Annotated in this window: 13 protein-coding genes; 10 read left to right on the top strand and 3 right to left on the bottom strand. The window is 69.1% G+C overall.

Annotated features, from left to right (window positions below):
• Positions 1-34 precede the first annotated feature (34 nt).
• Positions 35-763 (bottom strand): hypothetical protein, encoded by a 729-nt coding sequence (locus QSV35_RS00280; protein ID WP_286285529.1) that lies wholly within the window; start codon positions 761-763, stop codon positions 35-37.
• Between the two features lie 61 nt (positions 764-824).
• Positions 825-2,135 (bottom strand): MFS transporter, encoded by a 1,311-nt coding sequence (locus QSV35_RS00275; protein ID WP_286287793.1) that lies wholly within the window; start codon positions 2,133-2,135, stop codon positions 825-827.
• A gap of 143 nt (positions 2,136-2,278) precedes the next feature.
• On the opposite strand from QSV35_RS00275, the gene QSV35_RS00270 reads away from it, so the two are divergent.
• The 6 genes from QSV35_RS00270 to QSV35_RS00245 all read left to right on the top strand — a co-directional run bounded on the left by QSV35_RS00270 (position 2,279) and on the right by QSV35_RS00245 (position 9,123).
• Positions 2,279-4,021, top strand: a complete 1,743-nt coding sequence (locus QSV35_RS00270; RefSeq protein ID WP_286285527.1) for a sensor histidine kinase — start codon at positions 2,279-2,281, stop codon at positions 4,019-4,021.
• The gene (locus tag QSV35_RS00265) at positions 4,009-4,656 is read left to right on the top strand and encodes a response regulator transcription factor (RefSeq protein ID WP_286285525.1); all 648 of its coding nucleotides are present in this window, start codon (positions 4,009-4,011) and stop codon (positions 4,654-4,656) included. Before QSV35_RS00270 ends, QSV35_RS00265 begins: the two co-directional genes overlap by 13 nt.
• A 410-nt stretch (positions 4,657-5,066) precedes the next feature.
• Entirely contained in the window at positions 5,067-6,932 is a 1,866-nt protein-coding gene (gene dnaK, locus QSV35_RS00260) for a molecular chaperone DnaK (RefSeq protein WP_286285523.1), read from the top strand.
• Between the two features lie 2 nt (positions 6,933-6,934).
• Positions 6,935-7,531 (top strand): nucleotide exchange factor GrpE, encoded by a 597-nt coding sequence (locus QSV35_RS00255; RefSeq protein WP_286285521.1) that lies wholly within the window; start codon positions 6,935-6,937, stop codon positions 7,529-7,531.
• A gap of 8 nt (positions 7,532-7,539) precedes the next feature.
• Positions 7,540-8,544, top strand: coding sequence for a DnaJ C-terminal domain-containing protein (locus tag QSV35_RS00250; RefSeq protein ID WP_286285520.1), 1,005 nt, complete (start codon positions 7,540-7,542; stop codon positions 8,542-8,544).
• A gap of 105 nt (positions 8,545-8,649) precedes the next feature.
• A complete protein-coding gene (locus QSV35_RS00245) occupies positions 8,650-9,123 on the top strand; it encodes a heat shock protein transcriptional repressor HspR (protein WP_286285519.1) in 474 nt (157 codons plus the stop codon).
• Positions 9,124-9,944: 821 nt separating this feature from the next.
• Here the strand turns inward: QSV35_RS00245 and QSV35_RS00240 are convergent.
• Positions 9,945-10,985 (bottom strand): LLM class F420-dependent oxidoreductase, encoded by a 1,041-nt coding sequence (locus QSV35_RS00240; RefSeq protein ID WP_286285517.1) that lies wholly within the window; start codon positions 10,983-10,985, stop codon positions 9,945-9,947.
• 73 nt (positions 10,986-11,058) lie between these two features.
• Here QSV35_RS00240 and QSV35_RS00235 point away from each other — a divergent pair, with 73 nt between their 5' ends.
• The 4 genes from QSV35_RS00235 to QSV35_RS00220 all read left to right on the top strand — a co-directional run bounded on the left by QSV35_RS00235 (position 11,059) and on the right by QSV35_RS00220 (position 15,363).
• A complete protein-coding gene (locus QSV35_RS00235) occupies positions 11,059-11,475 on the top strand; it encodes an MmcQ/YjbR family DNA-binding protein (RefSeq protein ID WP_286285516.1) in 417 nt (138 codons plus the stop codon).
• Between the two features lie 73 nt (positions 11,476-11,548).
• Entirely contained in the window at positions 11,549-12,706 is a 1,158-nt protein-coding gene (locus tag QSV35_RS00230) for a DUF4185 domain-containing protein (protein ID WP_286285514.1), read from the top strand.
• 284 nt (positions 12,707-12,990) lie between these two features.
• Positions 12,991-14,334 carry an ABC transporter substrate-binding protein gene (locus QSV35_RS00225; RefSeq protein WP_286285513.1) on the top strand — a complete coding sequence of 448 codons (1,344 nt, stop codon included), beginning with the start codon at positions 12,991-12,993 and terminating at the stop codon, positions 14,332-14,334.
• Positions 14,335-14,406: 72 nt separating this feature from the next.
• On the top strand, positions 14,407-15,363 hold the full coding sequence (locus QSV35_RS00220; RefSeq protein WP_286285511.1) for a carbohydrate ABC transporter permease: 957 nt from the start codon (positions 14,407-14,409) through the stop codon (positions 15,361-15,363).
• The last annotated feature ends 1 nt before the right edge of the window (position 15,364 follow it).

Here is a 15,364-nt window from a genome sequence, read left to right as displayed (position 1 = left end):
ATTGTCGACCGTCGGCGGCTCTCGTGCCAGGGGGTCAGGCGGTCGCGACGCGCGGAGCGTCGTGCCTCGTCGGGTCGAACGCCTCGAAGCGTGCGTCGCCGACGTAGAACACGCCCCGCTGGGGCATCCAGAAGTCGCCGAGCCGGGTCTGACGGTCGAGAGGATGCGTCGTCCCCAGCGATGCACCCTCGATCGTCGCCGCGCTCGCGGCGACCCGCCAGACCCGCTCGGGCACCACCTGGAAGCGCTGCCGGTTCGGTGCCGCACCGACCATGCGCATCCGCCCCGTGCGCAGGACCGGCCGTGACATCGGCCCCATCGCGCCCAGGACGGCGTCGCTGCGCTTCGCGTTCGCCGGAATCATCTGCGCAATCGCGGACATCGCCTTCGTCGCCGGCGTCGCCTCCAGGTGGACGGTCCAGTCGAGCACCGACGGGATCCGCACGCGCAGGGCGGCGGCATCAGACCACTCGACGTCGATCCCCGCAACGCGCTCGAAAGACGCCGCGGCGCTGAAGTAGCGCGGACAGCTGCGCTCGGGGGCGGCCGTCACGTACATGTGCCAGGAGCCGGACGGGTCGCGGTGCCACACCGAGCGATAGGGCGCCCCGATCGTGGTCCGCGCCCACACGCGCAGCGCGAGGACGTGACCCGAGGCGAACGGGACCGCCATCACCCCGAATCCGGTGAACCGCTCGCCTTCGCCGTCCGGCAGGTGCGGGGTGGCGCTTGCGGCCTGTCGTGGGCTGGTCTGCATGCTCATGCATCCACGATGCGCCTGCGCGGACCAGGGCGCATGAGGCATCCGCCTCGTCTCCGCGCCGTCAGGCGGCCGGCGCCTCCTGACGCGCGCCGGCCTTCACCGGCAGCAGGAGCAGCAGCCCGATGAGCAGCACGAGCACGATGCCGAGGATCCCCCAGTACTGCGCGCCGCCGATGGCGACGAAGATGCCGAACAGCATCGGCGCGAGGAACACCGCGGCGCGGCCCGTCGTCGCGTAGAGGCCGAAGACCTCGCCCTCGCGCCCCGGGGGGATGAGCCGGGCGAGGAAGGTGCGGGATGCCGACTGCGCCGGCCCGACGAAGAGGCACAGCAGCAGGCCGAAGATCCAGAACACCGTCTGGCCGCCGTCGTGGAAGAGGAACACCGCCGTCCCGCACACGATCAGGCCGATGAGCGAGACGACGATGAGCGGCTTCGCGCCGAAGCGGTCATCGAGGGCGCCGCTCGAGATCGTCGCGATCCCGGCGACGACGTTCGCGGCGATCGCGAAGATGATGACCTCGCCGGCCGAGAACCCGAACGTGCCGGCGGCGAGGACGCCGCCGAACGTGAACACGCCCGTGAGTCCGTCGCGGAAGACGGCGCTCGCGATGAGGAAGTAGACGGTGTGCCGCGCCTCGCGCCACAGGCGTGCGATGTCGCGGAACAGCACGCGATACGAGCCGAAGAAGCCGACCCGGGCGCGCCCCCCGATCGGCACGTTCTCCGGCACGGCGAACAGCACCGGCAGCGCCGAGATGGCGAACCAGAGCGCCGCGAGCACCATCGAGACGCGCACCGACATCCCGTCGGTCCCGGTGACTCCGAACAGGCCGACGTCGGGGTGGATGAAGCCGAAGTAGACGACGAGCAGCAGCACGATGCCGCCGATGTACCCCATGCCCCAGCCGAAGCCGGACACCTTCCCGACGGTGCGTCGCGTCGACACCTGAGCGAGCATCGCGTTGTAGTTGACGCTCGCGAGTTCGTAGAACACCGTGCCGACCGCGAGGAGCACGAGCCCGAGCCACAGGAAGCCCGGCGCCGGCCGCACGAAGTACATGAGGCCGAGCATCGCGACGACGATCCCGGTGTTGACCGCGAGCCACAGCTTGCGGTGGGCCGAGGCATCCGTCCGCTGCCCGATGATCGGCGCGGTGACAGCCACCAGCAGTCCCGCGATGGTCAGCGCGAGAGACAGTGCGCCGGTCGTCGTCACCTTGTCGCCGAAGGCCTGGCCGGTGAGATAGACCGTGAACACGAACGTCGTCGCCACGGCGTTGAACGCCGCAGAGCCCCAGTCCCACAGTCCCCAGGCGAGCACCTTCCCGAAGCCGGGGGCGGTGGCCGCGGGTGCAGCGGTGGAGTCCATGTCGGTCACACTGACGCCTTTCGGTGAACGCCCGGTATCCGGCCTCACGGGGGACGGATGCGGCGCCGCATCGTCACGGCGCGCGCCCAGGCTATCGCGCCGGTCGTCCCGGGATCGCCTGCACCGGGCCACAATGGAAGGCCATGGGGCCTGTTCCGCGGATCCGCTTCGCGCTGCGGCGCTCGCTGGATCGTGCGCTCGTCGTGATCGCCGTCGCGGCGCTGCTGCTCGGCGTGTTCCAGTACGCCGTCATGCCGGTGGACGGCCCGGTCGGATTCATCCTGCGGTGGCTGCCCGTGATCTTCTGGGCCTACATCGCCGGCGGCATCATCGCCTGGCGGCGGCGCCCCAGCAATCCGATGGGCTTCCTCATCGTCGTGGCCGGCATCATCATCTATCTCGGCCTGCTCGGCAACGCCACGATCCCGATGCTGCAGGCGATCGGGGCGATCTTCGCGAGCGTCGCGCTCGCGGCGACGCTGCACCTCCTGCTCGCCTTCCCCTCCGGTCGGCTCACCCGGCCGGCATTGTGGATCGTCATCGCGGGCTACGTCGTGGCGGTCGTGCTGCAGGCGCCGCACTATCTCCTGGACCCGAACGGACCGTTCCCGCCCTTCGCGATCGCGGACGCGCCGGCGCTCGCGGCGATCCTCGGCACGGTGCAGGACGTGTCCGGGGCCGTCGTGATGGTCGCAGCAGCGGTCGTCCTGTTCCAGCGCGCGCGGAGGGCCGATCGTCCGCAGCGCCGCGTCCTCATCCCGCTGTTCGTCTACGGCATCGTCACGGTGCTGTACACGCCTGTCTCGACATTCCTCGGCGTGGACCTCCTCGGGATGGACCCGCTCGTTCGCACGGTGATCCAGCTGGCCCTCATCACCGGCATCCCCGTCGTCGTCGCCGTCGGCATCCTGCGCGGCGGCTTCGCCCGCACGAGCGAGCTCGAGGAGCTCGCGACGTGGCTCGGCAGCGCGACGCGCCCGAGTGTGTCGCTCGAGGCGCTGCTGGCGACCGCGCTCGGCGATCCGACGCTGAAGCTCGGGGTCTGGGTCGCCGAGCGCGACGCGTTCGTCGGCGATGACGGCGCCGAGCTGGGGCGGCCCGCCGCCGATGCCGGATGGCACGTCATCGAGCGCGACGGCCGCACGATCGGCGCCTTCACCTACGACGCGCAGCTGCAGGCGGACCGCGACGTCGTCGCGCGCGCCGGGAATGTCGTCGCCATCGCGGTGGAGGGCGAGCAGCTGACGGCGGAGCTGCTCGCGAGCCGCGAGGCGCTGCTGCGTTCGCGCGAGCGGATCGTCGAGGCCGCGGACCGTGAACGCCGCCGCATCGCGGGCGACCTCCACGACGGGCTGCAGGCTCAGCTCGTGATGCTCGCGCTCGAGGCCCACCGTCTGGCGTCGGCTCCCGCCGCCGACGTGCCCGCCCGGGCGCTGCGCCTGCGCGCCGACATCGATGCCGCCGCATCCGACCTGCGTGCGTTCGTCCACGACCTGGTGCCGGCGGCGCTCATCGAACGGGGACTCGCCGCGGCGGCGGAGGATCTCGTCGACCGCATGCCGATCGCCACGGTCCTCGAAGATGAGATGGATGGCGCGGACGTCGACCCCGCCGTCGAGAACACGGCCTATCACGTCATCGCGGAGGGACTCTCGAACATCGTGAAGCACGCCCACGCCCGCACCGCCCGGGTGCACCTGAGCCATGACCGCGACCTGCTGCGGGTCGAGATCATCGACGACGGGTCCGGTACCGCGGCGATCGACCACGGGACGGGTCTGCGCGGCCTCGCCGATCGCGTGGATGCGGCGGGCGGCGTCCTCACGGTGCGCTCCGAGCCCGGCAGCGGGACGACCCTCAGGGCGGAGCTGCCGTGCGCATCGTGATCGCGGAGGACGAGGCCCTCATCCGGCGCGGCCTTGAGCTCGTGCTGGCCGACGCCGGCCACGAGGTCGTGGCGTCGGAGACCGACGGGTCGCAGCTCAGCGAACGGGTCGGTGAGCTGAGTCCGGATCTCGTCGTCACCGACATCCGGATGCCGCCCTCCAACACCGACGAGGGCCTCGTCGCCGCGCTGGAGATCCGCCGCTCGCACCCGGACACGGCCATCGTCGTGCTCTCGCAGCATGTGCAGCGCCGCTACGCGCGCGAGCTGCTGGCGGACGGCGCAGGCGGTGTGGGCTACCTCCTGAAGCAGCGCATCGCCGACATCGACACGTTCCTGTCCGACCTCGAGCGCGTCGTCGCGGGCGGCACCGCGCTCGACCCCGACGTCGTCGCGGTCATGATGGGCCGCGCGCGCAACGCCGACTCGGCCATCGGCGCGCTGACACCGCGGCAGCAGGAGGTGCTCGCCCTCGTGGCGGAGGGCCTGTCGAACGCGAGCATCGCGTCGCGGCTCTTCCTCACGGAGAAGGCCGTCGTGCAGCACGTGTCGCGCATCTACGACGCGCTGGGCCTCACGGCGGACGCGGAGTCGCATCGTCGCGTGCAGGCCGTGGTGCGCTACCTCGACAGCTGACCCGACGCCGGACGTCCGCGGGCCCGCCGGCTGGTGGCGCGGTCGGCCCGACAAGAGGATGGGCCGGGAAGGGGCGCCCAGCCCGCCCCGTTCCCGTCCTGGCATCCGGGCCGTTTCGGCGACACTCCCCAGTGTGCGGCTTCGGCTCTCCGGATGCGGAATGCCCGGCGCTGAAGGTGCGGGGGCACTCCGTCATCCAACCTGCCCGGCACGCACGGGCATAGGGACCTAGGTCCCCACCTGGCTGTCAAGCAAAGTTGAGTGTGTTCATATCAAGTTAATTTGACGGGCGGGACGTGCCGGCGTATGGTTGAGTCATCGCGACTCAACATTGGCCGCGAGCGATTTTCAATAGATCAACAGCGGGCCGCGGCATCCGTCGCGACCCCCGTCAAGGAGAGAGAACACATATGCCCCGTGCAGTGGGAATCGACCTCGGTACGACGAACTCCGTCGTGAGCGTCCTCGAGGGCGGCGAGCCCAAGGTCATCGCGAACGCCGAAGGCTTCCGCACCACCCCGTCGGTCGTCGCGTTCACGAAGGACGGCGAGGTGCTCGTCGGTGAGACCGCGAAGCGCCAGGCCGTCACGAACGTCGACCGCACCCTGACCTCCGTCAAGCGCCACATGGGCACCGACTGGAAGACCCAGTCGATCGACGGCAAGACCTACACGCCGCAGGAGATCTCGGCCCGCATCCTGCAGAAGCTGAAGCGGGATGCCGAGCAGTACCTCGGCGATGCGGTGACCGACGCGGTCATCACGGTTCCCGCGTACTTCAACGACGCCGAGCGCCAGGCCACGAAGGAGGCCGGCGAGATCGCGGGCCTGAACGTCCTGCGCATCATCAACGAGCCCACGGCTGCGGCCCTGGCCTACGGCCTCGACAAGGGCAAGGAGGACGAGCTCATCCTCGTCTTCGACCTCGGCGGCGGCACGTTCGACGTGTCCCTGCTCGAGGTGGGCAAGGACGACGACTTCTCCACCATCCAGGTGCGCGCGACCGCCGGCGACAACCGCCTCGGCGGCGACGACTGGGACCAGCGTCTCGTCGACTACCTGATCAAGCAGTTCAAGGACACGACCGGCGTCGACGTCTCGGGCGACAAGATCGCGCTGCAGCGCCTCAAGGAGGCCGCGGAGCAGGCGAAGAAGGAGCTCTCCTCGTCGACCAGCACGTCGGTGAACCTGCCCTACCTCTCGCTGACCGACTCGGGCCCTGTGTCGCTGTCGGAGACGATCACCCGTGCGAAGTTCGAGGACCTCACGAAGGACCTCCTCGACCGCACCAAGAAGCCGTTCGCCGACGTCATCCGCGAGGCCGGCATCAAGGTGGAGGACATCGACCACGTCGTGCTCGTCGGCGGATCGACCCGCATGCCCTCCGTGTCGGAGCTCGTCAAGAGCGAGACCGGCAAGGAGGCCAACAAGGGCGTCAACCCGGATGAGGTCGTCGCCGTGGGCGCCGCCCTCCAGGCCGGCGTCCTCAAGGGCGAGCGCAAGGACGTGCTGCTGATCGACGTCACCCCCCTGAGCCTCGGCATCGAGACCAAGGGCGGCATCATGACGAAGCTCATCGAGCGCAACACCGCCATCCCGACCAAGCGCAGCGAGACCTTCACGACCGCCGACGACAACCAGCCGTCGGTCGCCATCCAGGTCTTCCAGGGCGAGCGGGAGTTCACGCGCGACAACAAGCCGCTCGGCACGTTCGAGCTGCAGGGCATCGCGCCGGCTCCCCGCGGCATCCCGCAGATCGAGGTCACCTTCGACATCGACGCGAACGGCATCGTGCACGTGTCCGCGAAGGACAAGGGCACCGGCAAGGAGCAGTCGATGACGATCACCGGCGGCTCGTCGCTGCCGAAGGACGACATCGAGCGCATGGTCCGTGAGGCCGAGGAGCACGCCGCCGAGGACAAGAAGCGCCGCGAGTCGGCCGAGACCCGCAACCAGGCGGAGACCCTCGCGTACTCGATCGAGAAGCTCATCAAGGAGAACGAGGACAAGCTGCCCGCCGACGTCAAGAACGACGTGCAGGGGGATGTCGACGCGCTCAAGACGGCTCTCGCCGGCGATGACGACGACGCGGTGAAGAACGCGTTCGACAAGCTCAACCAGAGCCAGCAGAAGCTCGGCGAGGCGATCTACGCCGGTCAGCAGGCGCAGGGCGAGCAGGGCGACCCGAACGTCGCCGACCCGGGCAACGGCTCTGTGCCGAACCCCGAGGAGGACGTCATCGACGCCGAGGTCATCGACGACGAGGAGCAGAAGTAAGCATGACGGACAAGGACTTCCCCGCGCCGGGTGACGGCGACGACGAGGTCCGTCCGGCAGGTGAGGGGTCGGAGGCGAATGCCTCCGGCCCCGAGCCGCAGGACGACGAGCTCACGGTCGACGACATCCTGGGTGCGGCGCAGAACGCGGATGCCGCGGCTGAGGATGCGGCACTCGCCGACCTCGAGTCGGCTCTTCTGAACGACCTCAAGCGCCTGCAGGCCGAGTACGCCAACTACCGTCGGCGCACCGAGGAGCAGCGCGAGGTCGAGATCGAGCGCGCCCAGGGCGCCGTCGCGAAGGGGCTCCTGCCCGTCCTCGACGACCTCGACCGGGCCGAGAAGCACGGCGACCTGGAAGAGGGCAGCCCCTTCGCCGCGATCGCCGACAAGCTTCGGACGGTCGCGGAGCGCATGGGCCTGTCCACCTACGGCGCCGCGGGCGAGGCCTTCGACCCCCAGCAGCACGAGGCGATCTTCCAGCAGCCCACGCCCGGCGTGACCGAGACCACGATCCTCGAGGTCGTCGAGACGGGATACCGCCTCGGCTCCGTCGAGCTGCGTCCCGCGAAGGTCGTCGTGGCGGTTCCCGCCGAGTAGGAGGTTCGATGGCCAGTCAGGACTGGTTCGACAAGGACTTCTACGCGGTCCTCGGCGTCTCGAAGGACGTCACCGAGGCTGACCTCAAGAAGACGTATCGCAAACTGGCGCGCAAGTATCACCCGGACTCCAACCCGGGGGATGCGGCGGCCGAGGCGAAGTTCAAGGAGATCAGCGAGGCGTACTCCGTGCTGTCGGACACCGACCAGCGCGCCGAGTACGACCAGATCCGTGCGATGGGCTCCGGTGCCCGCTTCCAGGCGGGCTCCGGAGGTCAGGGCGGTGCGGGCGGGTTCGAGGACGTCTTCAGCATGTTCGGCCAGGGCCGCGGCGGTTCGCGGTACCAGACCGCCGGCGACTTCGACGACATCTTCTCGATGTTCAACCAGCAGGGCGGCGGCTCGTTCGGGTCGGGGCGCTTCGGCCAGACGACCGGCGGCTACCGCGGATTCGGCGGCCCCACCAAGGGCGCCGATGTCACCGCCCGCACCACGGTCGACTTCGTCACCGCGACGAAGGGCGAGACCATCACCCTGCAGGGCGAAGACGGCAAGCCGTTCAAGGTGAAGATCCCGGCGGGCGTCTCCGACGGGCAGAAGGTGCGTCTGCGCGGCCGTGGCCGTCCGTCGCCCGATGGCGGCGAGCACGGCGACATCGTCGTGCAGGTCACCGTGCGTCCGCATCCCGTCTTCACCCGCGATGGACTGAATCTGCGCGTCACCGTGCCGGTCACGTTCACCGAGGCGACCCTCGGCGCCACGATCGAGGTGCCGACGCTCGGCGGCGATCCGGTGCGGCTGCGCGTCGCGCCGGGCACGCCGTCCGGACGTGTCCTGCGCGTCAAGGGGCGCGGCGTCACGACCTCCAAGGGCACCGGCGATCTCCTCGCCGAGGTCCAGGTCGCCGTGCCCGCGCACCTCGACGATGCGGCCCGCGAGGCGCTCGAGCGGTTCCAGCAGCTGGAGCCCAAGGAGAACCCGCGCGCCGAGCTGATGGCGAAGGCGCGGGCCTGACATGCTGTCCAGAACAGGAGATCTGGCGAGTACAGGATGATTCCTCGAGGAACGTCCTGCATCCGCCGGAACTCCTGTTCTCGTCGGTGAAAGGAGGTGAACCCGATGGCAGATCGACACGACATCGATGACGATGCCCCGATCTTCGCGATCGCGGCCGCCGCAGAGCTGTCGGGTATGCATCCGCAGACCCTCCGCCAGTACGACCGTCTCGGACTCGTCGTGCCCGCGCGCACCCAGGGCGGCTCCCGCCGCTACTCGCTGCGCCATGTCGCGAAGCTGCGCGAGGTCTCGCGCATGTCGTCCGACGGGATGAGCCTGCCGGCGATCGTGCGCATCCTCGAGCTCGAGGAGCGGGTGCGCGAACTTCACGGCCGCGTGCAGATCCTCGAACAGCGCGTGCAGATCGAGATCGACAACCGGCCCGGCGCACGCGTGTTCGCGGCCGAGGCGAGCGGCTCGGTCATCCGGCTGAAGTCGGGCACGCGCGTGCGCCGCAGCCGCGAGATCGTGGTGTGGCACCCGCGCGGAGAGCTCGGCACCGGCTCCGCCGCCGATACCGCCCCCGACGCCGACTGACGCGCGCGTCTCCGCCGCTGACTGGGGTGCGCGGCTCCGCCGTCGACGGGGGAGCGGTTCCGCCGCTGACGCCGCCCCGGATGCCGACTGACGCGCGGTGCCGACGCTGACGCCGCCCCGGATGCCGACTGACGCGCGCGGCTCCGCCGCCGATACTCCCTGAAACGTCCGGCGCGCGCGGCGACGCCGGGTGCGGTGGACGCGAGAGCGCGTCTCGGTGGATGCCGCCCCGGCCATGCGCGCCGAGATCAGCGATTCGCGCGGTCGCGCACCGCGTCGCGGGGAGTCTCGGCGCGCTCCGCTGATGTCGGCGGGACCGGCTGATGTCGGCGGGGCTCGGCTGGCCCGACGGGTCGGACGCTGAAACACACATCCACGTCCGCGGCGCGCGGCGTCGCCGGGTGCGGTGGACGGCAGCGCACGTCTCGGTGGATGCGGCGGCCCCGGCGCTCGCGCCGAGATCAGCTATTCCCGCTGTCGCGCATCGCGTCGCGGCGCGTGTCGCGGGAACCCGCTCACCTCGGCGGGATCCGCTGACCTCGGAGGGATCCGCTGACCTCGGCGGAATCCGCTGACCTCGGAGGGATCCGCTCACCTCGGCGGGAGCCCGCTCACCTCGGCGGAATCCGCTCACCTCGGAGGGATCCGCTCGCTTCGGAGGAACCCGCTCGCCTCGGAGGGATCCGCTGACCTCCGCGGATGCGCTGATGTCAGCGCGGACGGCCGACGCCGATACTCCCTCATCTGTCCACCGCACCCGGCGTCGCCGGGTGCGGTGGACGCGAGAGCGCGTCTCGGTGGATGCGGCGCCCCGCAGACCGTCAGCCGGCGAGCTGCACGAGCCCTTCGATGAGGCGCAGGCGGTCCTCCGCCGTGCGGGCGACCGGCGTGACGGTGAGCGTCGTGACACCCGCGGCCGCGAAGGCAGCGAGGCGTTCGGCGACCTCCGCCGGCGAGCCGATGAGGCTGATGCCGCGGGCGAACTCGTCGGGGACGGCCGCGCCCGCCTCCTCCTTGCGGCCGGACAGGTACAGCTCCTGGATGCGCTCCGCATCCTCTCCGTAGCCGTAGAGGGTCGCGACCTCGTTGTAGAAGTTCTTGCCGCGGGCGCCCATGCCGCCGACGTAGAGCGCGATGTGCTCCTTGACGACGTTGAGGGCGATCTCGGCGCCCAGTCCGATGTACAGCGCGGGGTTCGCGAAGATGTCGAGCGTGCCCAGGCTCGCGTCGCGCTTCGCGGCGCCCGCCGCCAGGGCGTCGCCCCAGACGGCATCGGCCTTCTCCGGGTAGTAGAGGGTCGGCATCCATCCCTCGGCGATCTCCGCGGTCTGCGCGACCGCCTTCTGCCCGAGGGAGGCGAGCACGATCGGGATGCGGTCGCGCACAGGGTGGTTGATGAGCTTCAGCGGCTTGCCGAGCCCGGTGCCCTGATCCGCCGGGAGCGGGATCGTGTACGAGCGTCCGGCGTATTCGACCTTCTCGCGCCGCCACACCATGCGGCAGATGTCGACGATCTCGCGCGTGCGTCCGAGCGGCAGGTCGTACGGCACGCCGTGGAACCCCTCGACGACCTGCGGGCCGGAGGCGCCGAGGCCGAGTGTGAAGCGGCCGTCGCTGACGTAGTCGAGCCCTGCGGCGGTCATCGCCGTGAGCGACGGCGTGCGCGTGTAGAGCTGCAGGATGCCGCTCGCGAGCTCGATCGTGCTGGTGCGCGCGGCAAGGAAGCCGAGCTGGCTCACCGCGTCGAAGGAGTAGGCCTCCGGCACGACGACGAGGTCGAGTCCGGCCGCCTCGAGCCGCTGGACCTCGTCGGCCGCCTCGCGGAAGCCGCCGGAGTAGTTGAGCATCATCCCGATCCGCATCCCTGGATGCTACCGGCAGAGCCGATGTCCGCGATCGCTGGTGCTCCCGGCCCTCCCGACGCAGGATGGGGAGATGGCGACGATCGACGACGTCCGCGCCATCGCGCGCACGCTCCCGCAGTCCGTGGAGAGCATCGAGGGGCATGGCGGCGGGATCGCGTGGCGCGTCGGAACCGGGATGTACGCGTGGGAGCGCGGTCCCCGCAAGAGCGACCTCGCCGCGCTCGAGGCGCTCGGGCGCGAATGGCCGCCGGGAGTCGTCATCGGCGTCCGCACCGACGGTGAAGAGGGCAAGGAGGCGCTGCTCGCCTCGTTCCCCGACGTGATCTTCACGATCCCGCACTTCGACGGCTACCCGGCGGTGCTCATCCGCCTCGACGACATCGCGCCCGATCTGCTCGCCGAGGTCGTCAGCGACGCGTGGCTCGTGAAGGCCCCCAAGCGCGTGGCGAAAGCGTGGCTCGCCGCCCGCGGACTCGACGGGGCGTGAGCGGGGCGCATTCGCGGACATGAAATCGATTTCGAGATCGGGTAGCGTTGCGGCAACCTGATCGAGGAGGACCATGCCGCGCGAGCGCACCCCGCGAGCCCGCCGAGCGGCCGCGGCCGCGTCATCCATCGCCCTCGCGGTCGTCCTCGGAGCCTGCAGCGCCGGAGGGACGCCCGTGGACACGAACCCGAACAAGCCCTTCCTCCTGCGAGGCGTCGAGCATCTGCAGCAGATCGCCCAGCTGACCGGGCCCGGCGCGATCAATGACACCGAGAAGGTCGCGGTCGCGGGCACGGACCTCGGATCGATGACGAATCTCGGCGACAAGACGTTCTTCTTCTTCGGCGACACGTTCGGCGAGCGCGATCCGAAGGCCATCGGCGGGCAGGGCGGCAACTGGAGATCGAACGTCTCCGCGTACACGACGGACACCGATCCGTCGGACGGCATCACGTTCGACGGATGGCGGCCGGTCGACGATGTCGGCCTGGCGAGTCCGCTCGTCGAAGGAGACCACGACGCGAACGACGGCACCGGTGAGGTCACGAAGATCCCGACCTACGGTTTCGCCGTCGGCGACACCCTCTACATCTCGTACATGTCGGTCCGGCACTGGGGTGCGGCCGGGGAGTGGGACGCGAACCGCTCCGCTCTCGCGAAGTCGACCGACGAAGGGCGCACATGGACGAAGCTGAAGGCGCCCACGTGGCCCGGCGACTCCAACTTCGTCCAGGTCGCGACGGCCCACGTCGACGAGGGCGGCACCGAGTACGTGTACTTCTGGGGCATCCCGGCCGGCCGGTTCGGCAGCGTCGAGCTGATGAGAGTGCCCGCGACGACTTCGGCGGTGGAGGATCCGCGCGCGTACTCCTACTTCGCCGGCACGGACCCCGGCGGGTCGCCGCGGTGGGGCGCGAAGCCCGCCGACGCTAAGGTCGTCGTCGATGGGACCATCGGCGAACTCTCCGTCATGTGGTCGACGTACCTCGACCGCTGGCTCATGACGTATTCCGACGGGGGCAACGCGTACATCCGCGAGGGCATCACGCCGTGGGGGCCGTGGGGCGATCCGATCGAGATGGCGTCGTCATCCGAGTACCCGGGCCTGTACTCGCCGTACATGAATCCGCGCTACGTGACCGACGGCGGCAGGCGCATCTACTTCACGATGTCGCTCTGGGGGCCGTACAACGTCTTCTGGTTCTCGATCGATCTCGACAAGAAGCCGTGACGTTGTGAAATCGATACAACGGCATGCTTCAGTGACCATGAAGGACGGTGGATGCGAGATTCCGCACTTCCAGGGGTGCTCCATGCACGCGCGCAGGCCGATTCCGGCCCCGCTCGCAGCGTGTCGGAGACATTTCGGTGATTGCGCTTGAAATCGATTTCGTCTAACGTGGCCCACGAGGTCGAGGATGCTCACGGATCGCACGCGATCCGCGGGGCCGGCAGTCGAGATCGACCGCACACAGCGACGACTCATCGATGAGTCGAGTTCCTGAGGAGGGACGAATGCACAAGAGAACGCGCAGGCTGGCGGCCATCGTCGCCGCGACCGCCGCAGCGGGACTGATCCTCTCCGGCTGCTCCGGCAGCGGAGGCAGCAGCGACGCCAACGGCGTCACGACGATCCAGTTCTGGCACCGGACGTTCACACCGCCGGAGAACGCCTGGTACAAGGACATCGTCAAGAAGTTCAACGCGTCCCAGAGCAAGATCAAGGTGGTCGACACCGAGGTCCCCGCCGACGCATGGGACCAGAAGATGAAGGCCGCGCAGGCGGCCGGCAAAGCACCCGACATCTACACCCACTCGGGGCCGATCCAGGATGCGGTCAACGCCGGACAGCTCTACGACCTCGACAAGGTCGTCAGCAGTAAGGCCCTTAAGGAGATCATGCCGTTCGCGCAGTCCGTCTCCGAGCTCAACGGCAAGTACTACGCGTACCCGCTGCTCATGGAGGCGCAGGCCGTGCTGTTCTGGAACCAGGACATGATGAAGGCTGCCGGACTCGACCCGAGCCAGGGCCCGACGACGTGGGACGAGCTGATGGCGGACTGCGCCAAGATCAAGCCGACCCTGAAGGACGGGCAGTACTGCATCTCGCCCGCCGGTGACGCGGTCACCTTCGCGTGGTCGACGGTCGGCCAGCAGTACAACTTCAGCGGTCACACGGCGCTCAACTCCACCTGGACGAAGCCGGACATCGACAACCCCGAGTACCGCGCCCTCATGAACCAGTACAAGCAGCTGTGGGACAACGGCTACATGCCCAAGCAGGCGCTCGCCGCCTACGTCGAGGGCAAGGACTACGGCCAGGAGAAGGTCGCCTTCAAGGTCTCCGGATCGTGGATGATGTCCGAGATCGGCTCGTCCTACCCCGACCTGCTCACGAAGACGGGCGTCGGCGCGTTCCCGAACTCGCCGAACGCGGACGGCCGCACGGCCACGACGCTCGGCAACTTCAAGTGGGTCATCGACGCGAAGTCGAAGCACGCCGACGCCGCGGGCACGTTCCTCGAGTGGGCGATCGCGGGCGACCCGGCGAACGTCGTGCCCTTCTTCGTCAACACGCAGTTCACGAAGATCCCCGTGCGCCAGGCGGTGCAGGATGCCGTCGCGAAGGACAGCAAGTCGGCGGATGCCCCGTGGTCGAAGATCCTCATCAACGAGATCGCTCCGACCGCGATTCCGGAGCCCACCTATCCGTGGGACGTCTCGCTGGCCGTCGGCACTGCGATGGAAGCCGTGATGAAGGGTGCGGCCTCGCCCGATGCCGCGATCAGCACGGCGGACGACGCGATCAACAAGGTGATCCAGCAGCAGGACCTGCCGAGCAAGGCACCGAAGAATTGATGCCATGACGATTCGGGGGTCGGCAGCTGCCGGCCCCCGAATCGTGCGAAACGGACACAGCGAGGTGGGACGATGACCGCGACGGAGATTCCGAGGACCGTCACCGAGGTGATGACGGTGGGTGATCCGCGTCAGGAGCGCAGGCGGCACAAGAAGTACGTGTACCGGGATGGGAAGGTCGCGTACTGGCTCGTGCTGCCGGCGATCGCCCTCCTCGGCGTCTTCGTCATCTGGCCGGCGATCTACGCCGGATACCTGTCCTTCCAGGACTGGAGCTTCTACAAGGACCCGGAGTTCGTCGGCTGGCGCAACTACGTCAACGTCCTCACCGACCCGCTGTTCTGGGCGGCGATCGGCCGCGGATTCGTGTTCGTCGCCATGACGGTGCCGCCGATGCTGATCCTCGCGTTCGCCTTCTCGAGCCTCGTCGTCGCCGTCTCCCGGCGTGCCGCCAGCGTCCTGAAGGTCTCGATCTACCTCCCGACGATCATCTCGACCGTCATCACGTCGATCATCTTCGTGATCATCTACGACTACTCGGGCGGTCTGCTCAACGCCGGCCTCGGGCTCTTCGGCATCAGTCCCGTCGCTTGGATCGGCGACCCGAAGTGGGCGCTGCTGTCGATCGCCATTCCGGCGATCTGGCTCGGCATGGGTCTCACGTCGCTCATCATGGTGGCGGCGATGGTCGACATCCCCGCCGAGTACTACGAGGCCGCCGCGATGGAGGGCGCCAACTGGTGGCAGAAGACCTTCTTCATCACGATTCCGCAGATGAAGAACATCATCCTGTACCTGCTCGTGACCGGGTTCGTCGCAGCCATCCAGCAGCTCGACCTGCCGCTCATCATGACCCAGGGCGGGCCGCTCGACTCGACCACGCTGCCGAACCTGTTCATCTTCAACCACTTCACCAACGACGTGAACGTGGGGTACTCGATCGCCGCCGCGCTGCTGCTCTTCGTCGTGCTGGGCACGGTGTCGGCGCTCATCTTCCGATTCGTCAACTCAGAGAGGCTGGTGGACTGAC

It is taken from the genome of Microbacterium candidum (genome assembly GCF_030315975.1).
In the GTDB taxonomy this organism is placed as follows: domain Bacteria; phylum Actinomycetota; class Actinomycetes; order Actinomycetales; family Microbacteriaceae; genus Microbacterium; species Microbacterium candidum.
The sequence above is the reverse complement of the archived record's forward strand: the minus strand, read 5'-3'. Positions and strand labels throughout refer to the sequence as shown.

What these genes read in the sequence shown, in the direction of transcription:
- QSV35_RS00280 (WP_286285529.1), bottom strand. Translation starts at nt 763, where the DNA reads ATGAGCATGCAGACCAGCCCACGACAGGCCGCAAGCGCCACCCCGCAC.
- QSV35_RS00275 (WP_286287793.1), bottom strand. Translation starts at nt 2,135, where the DNA reads ATGGACTCCACCGCTGCACCCGCGGCCACCGCCCCCGGCTTCGGGAAG.
- QSV35_RS00270 (WP_286285527.1), top strand. Translation starts at nt 2,279, where the DNA reads ATGGGGCCTGTTCCGCGGATCCGCTTCGCGCTGCGGCGCTCGCTGGAT.
- dnaK (WP_286285523.1), top strand. Translation starts at nt 5,067, where the DNA reads ATGCCCCGTGCAGTGGGAATCGACCTCGGTACGACGAACTCCGTCGTG.
- QSV35_RS00255 (WP_286285521.1), top strand. Translation starts at nt 6,935, where the DNA reads ATGACGGACAAGGACTTCCCCGCGCCGGGTGACGGCGACGACGAGGTC.
- QSV35_RS00250 (WP_286285520.1), top strand. Translation starts at nt 7,540, where the DNA reads ATGGCCAGTCAGGACTGGTTCGACAAGGACTTCTACGCGGTCCTCGGC.
- QSV35_RS00245 (WP_286285519.1), top strand. Translation starts at nt 8,650, where the DNA reads ATGGCAGATCGACACGACATCGATGACGATGCCCCGATCTTCGCGATC.
- QSV35_RS00240 (WP_286285517.1), bottom strand. Translation starts at nt 10,985, where the DNA reads ATGCGGATCGGGATGATGCTCAACTACTCCGGCGGCTTCCGCGAGGCG.
- QSV35_RS00235 (WP_286285516.1), top strand. Translation starts at nt 11,059, where the DNA reads ATGGCGACGATCGACGACGTCCGCGCCATCGCGCGCACGCTCCCGCAG.
- QSV35_RS00230 (WP_286285514.1), top strand. Translation starts at nt 11,549, where the DNA reads ATGCCGCGCGAGCGCACCCCGCGAGCCCGCCGAGCGGCCGCGGCCGCG.
- QSV35_RS00225 (WP_286285513.1), top strand. Translation starts at nt 12,991, where the DNA reads ATGCACAAGAGAACGCGCAGGCTGGCGGCCATCGTCGCCGCGACCGCC.
- QSV35_RS00220 (WP_286285511.1), top strand. Translation starts at nt 14,407, where the DNA reads ATGACCGCGACGGAGATTCCGAGGACCGTCACCGAGGTGATGACGGTG.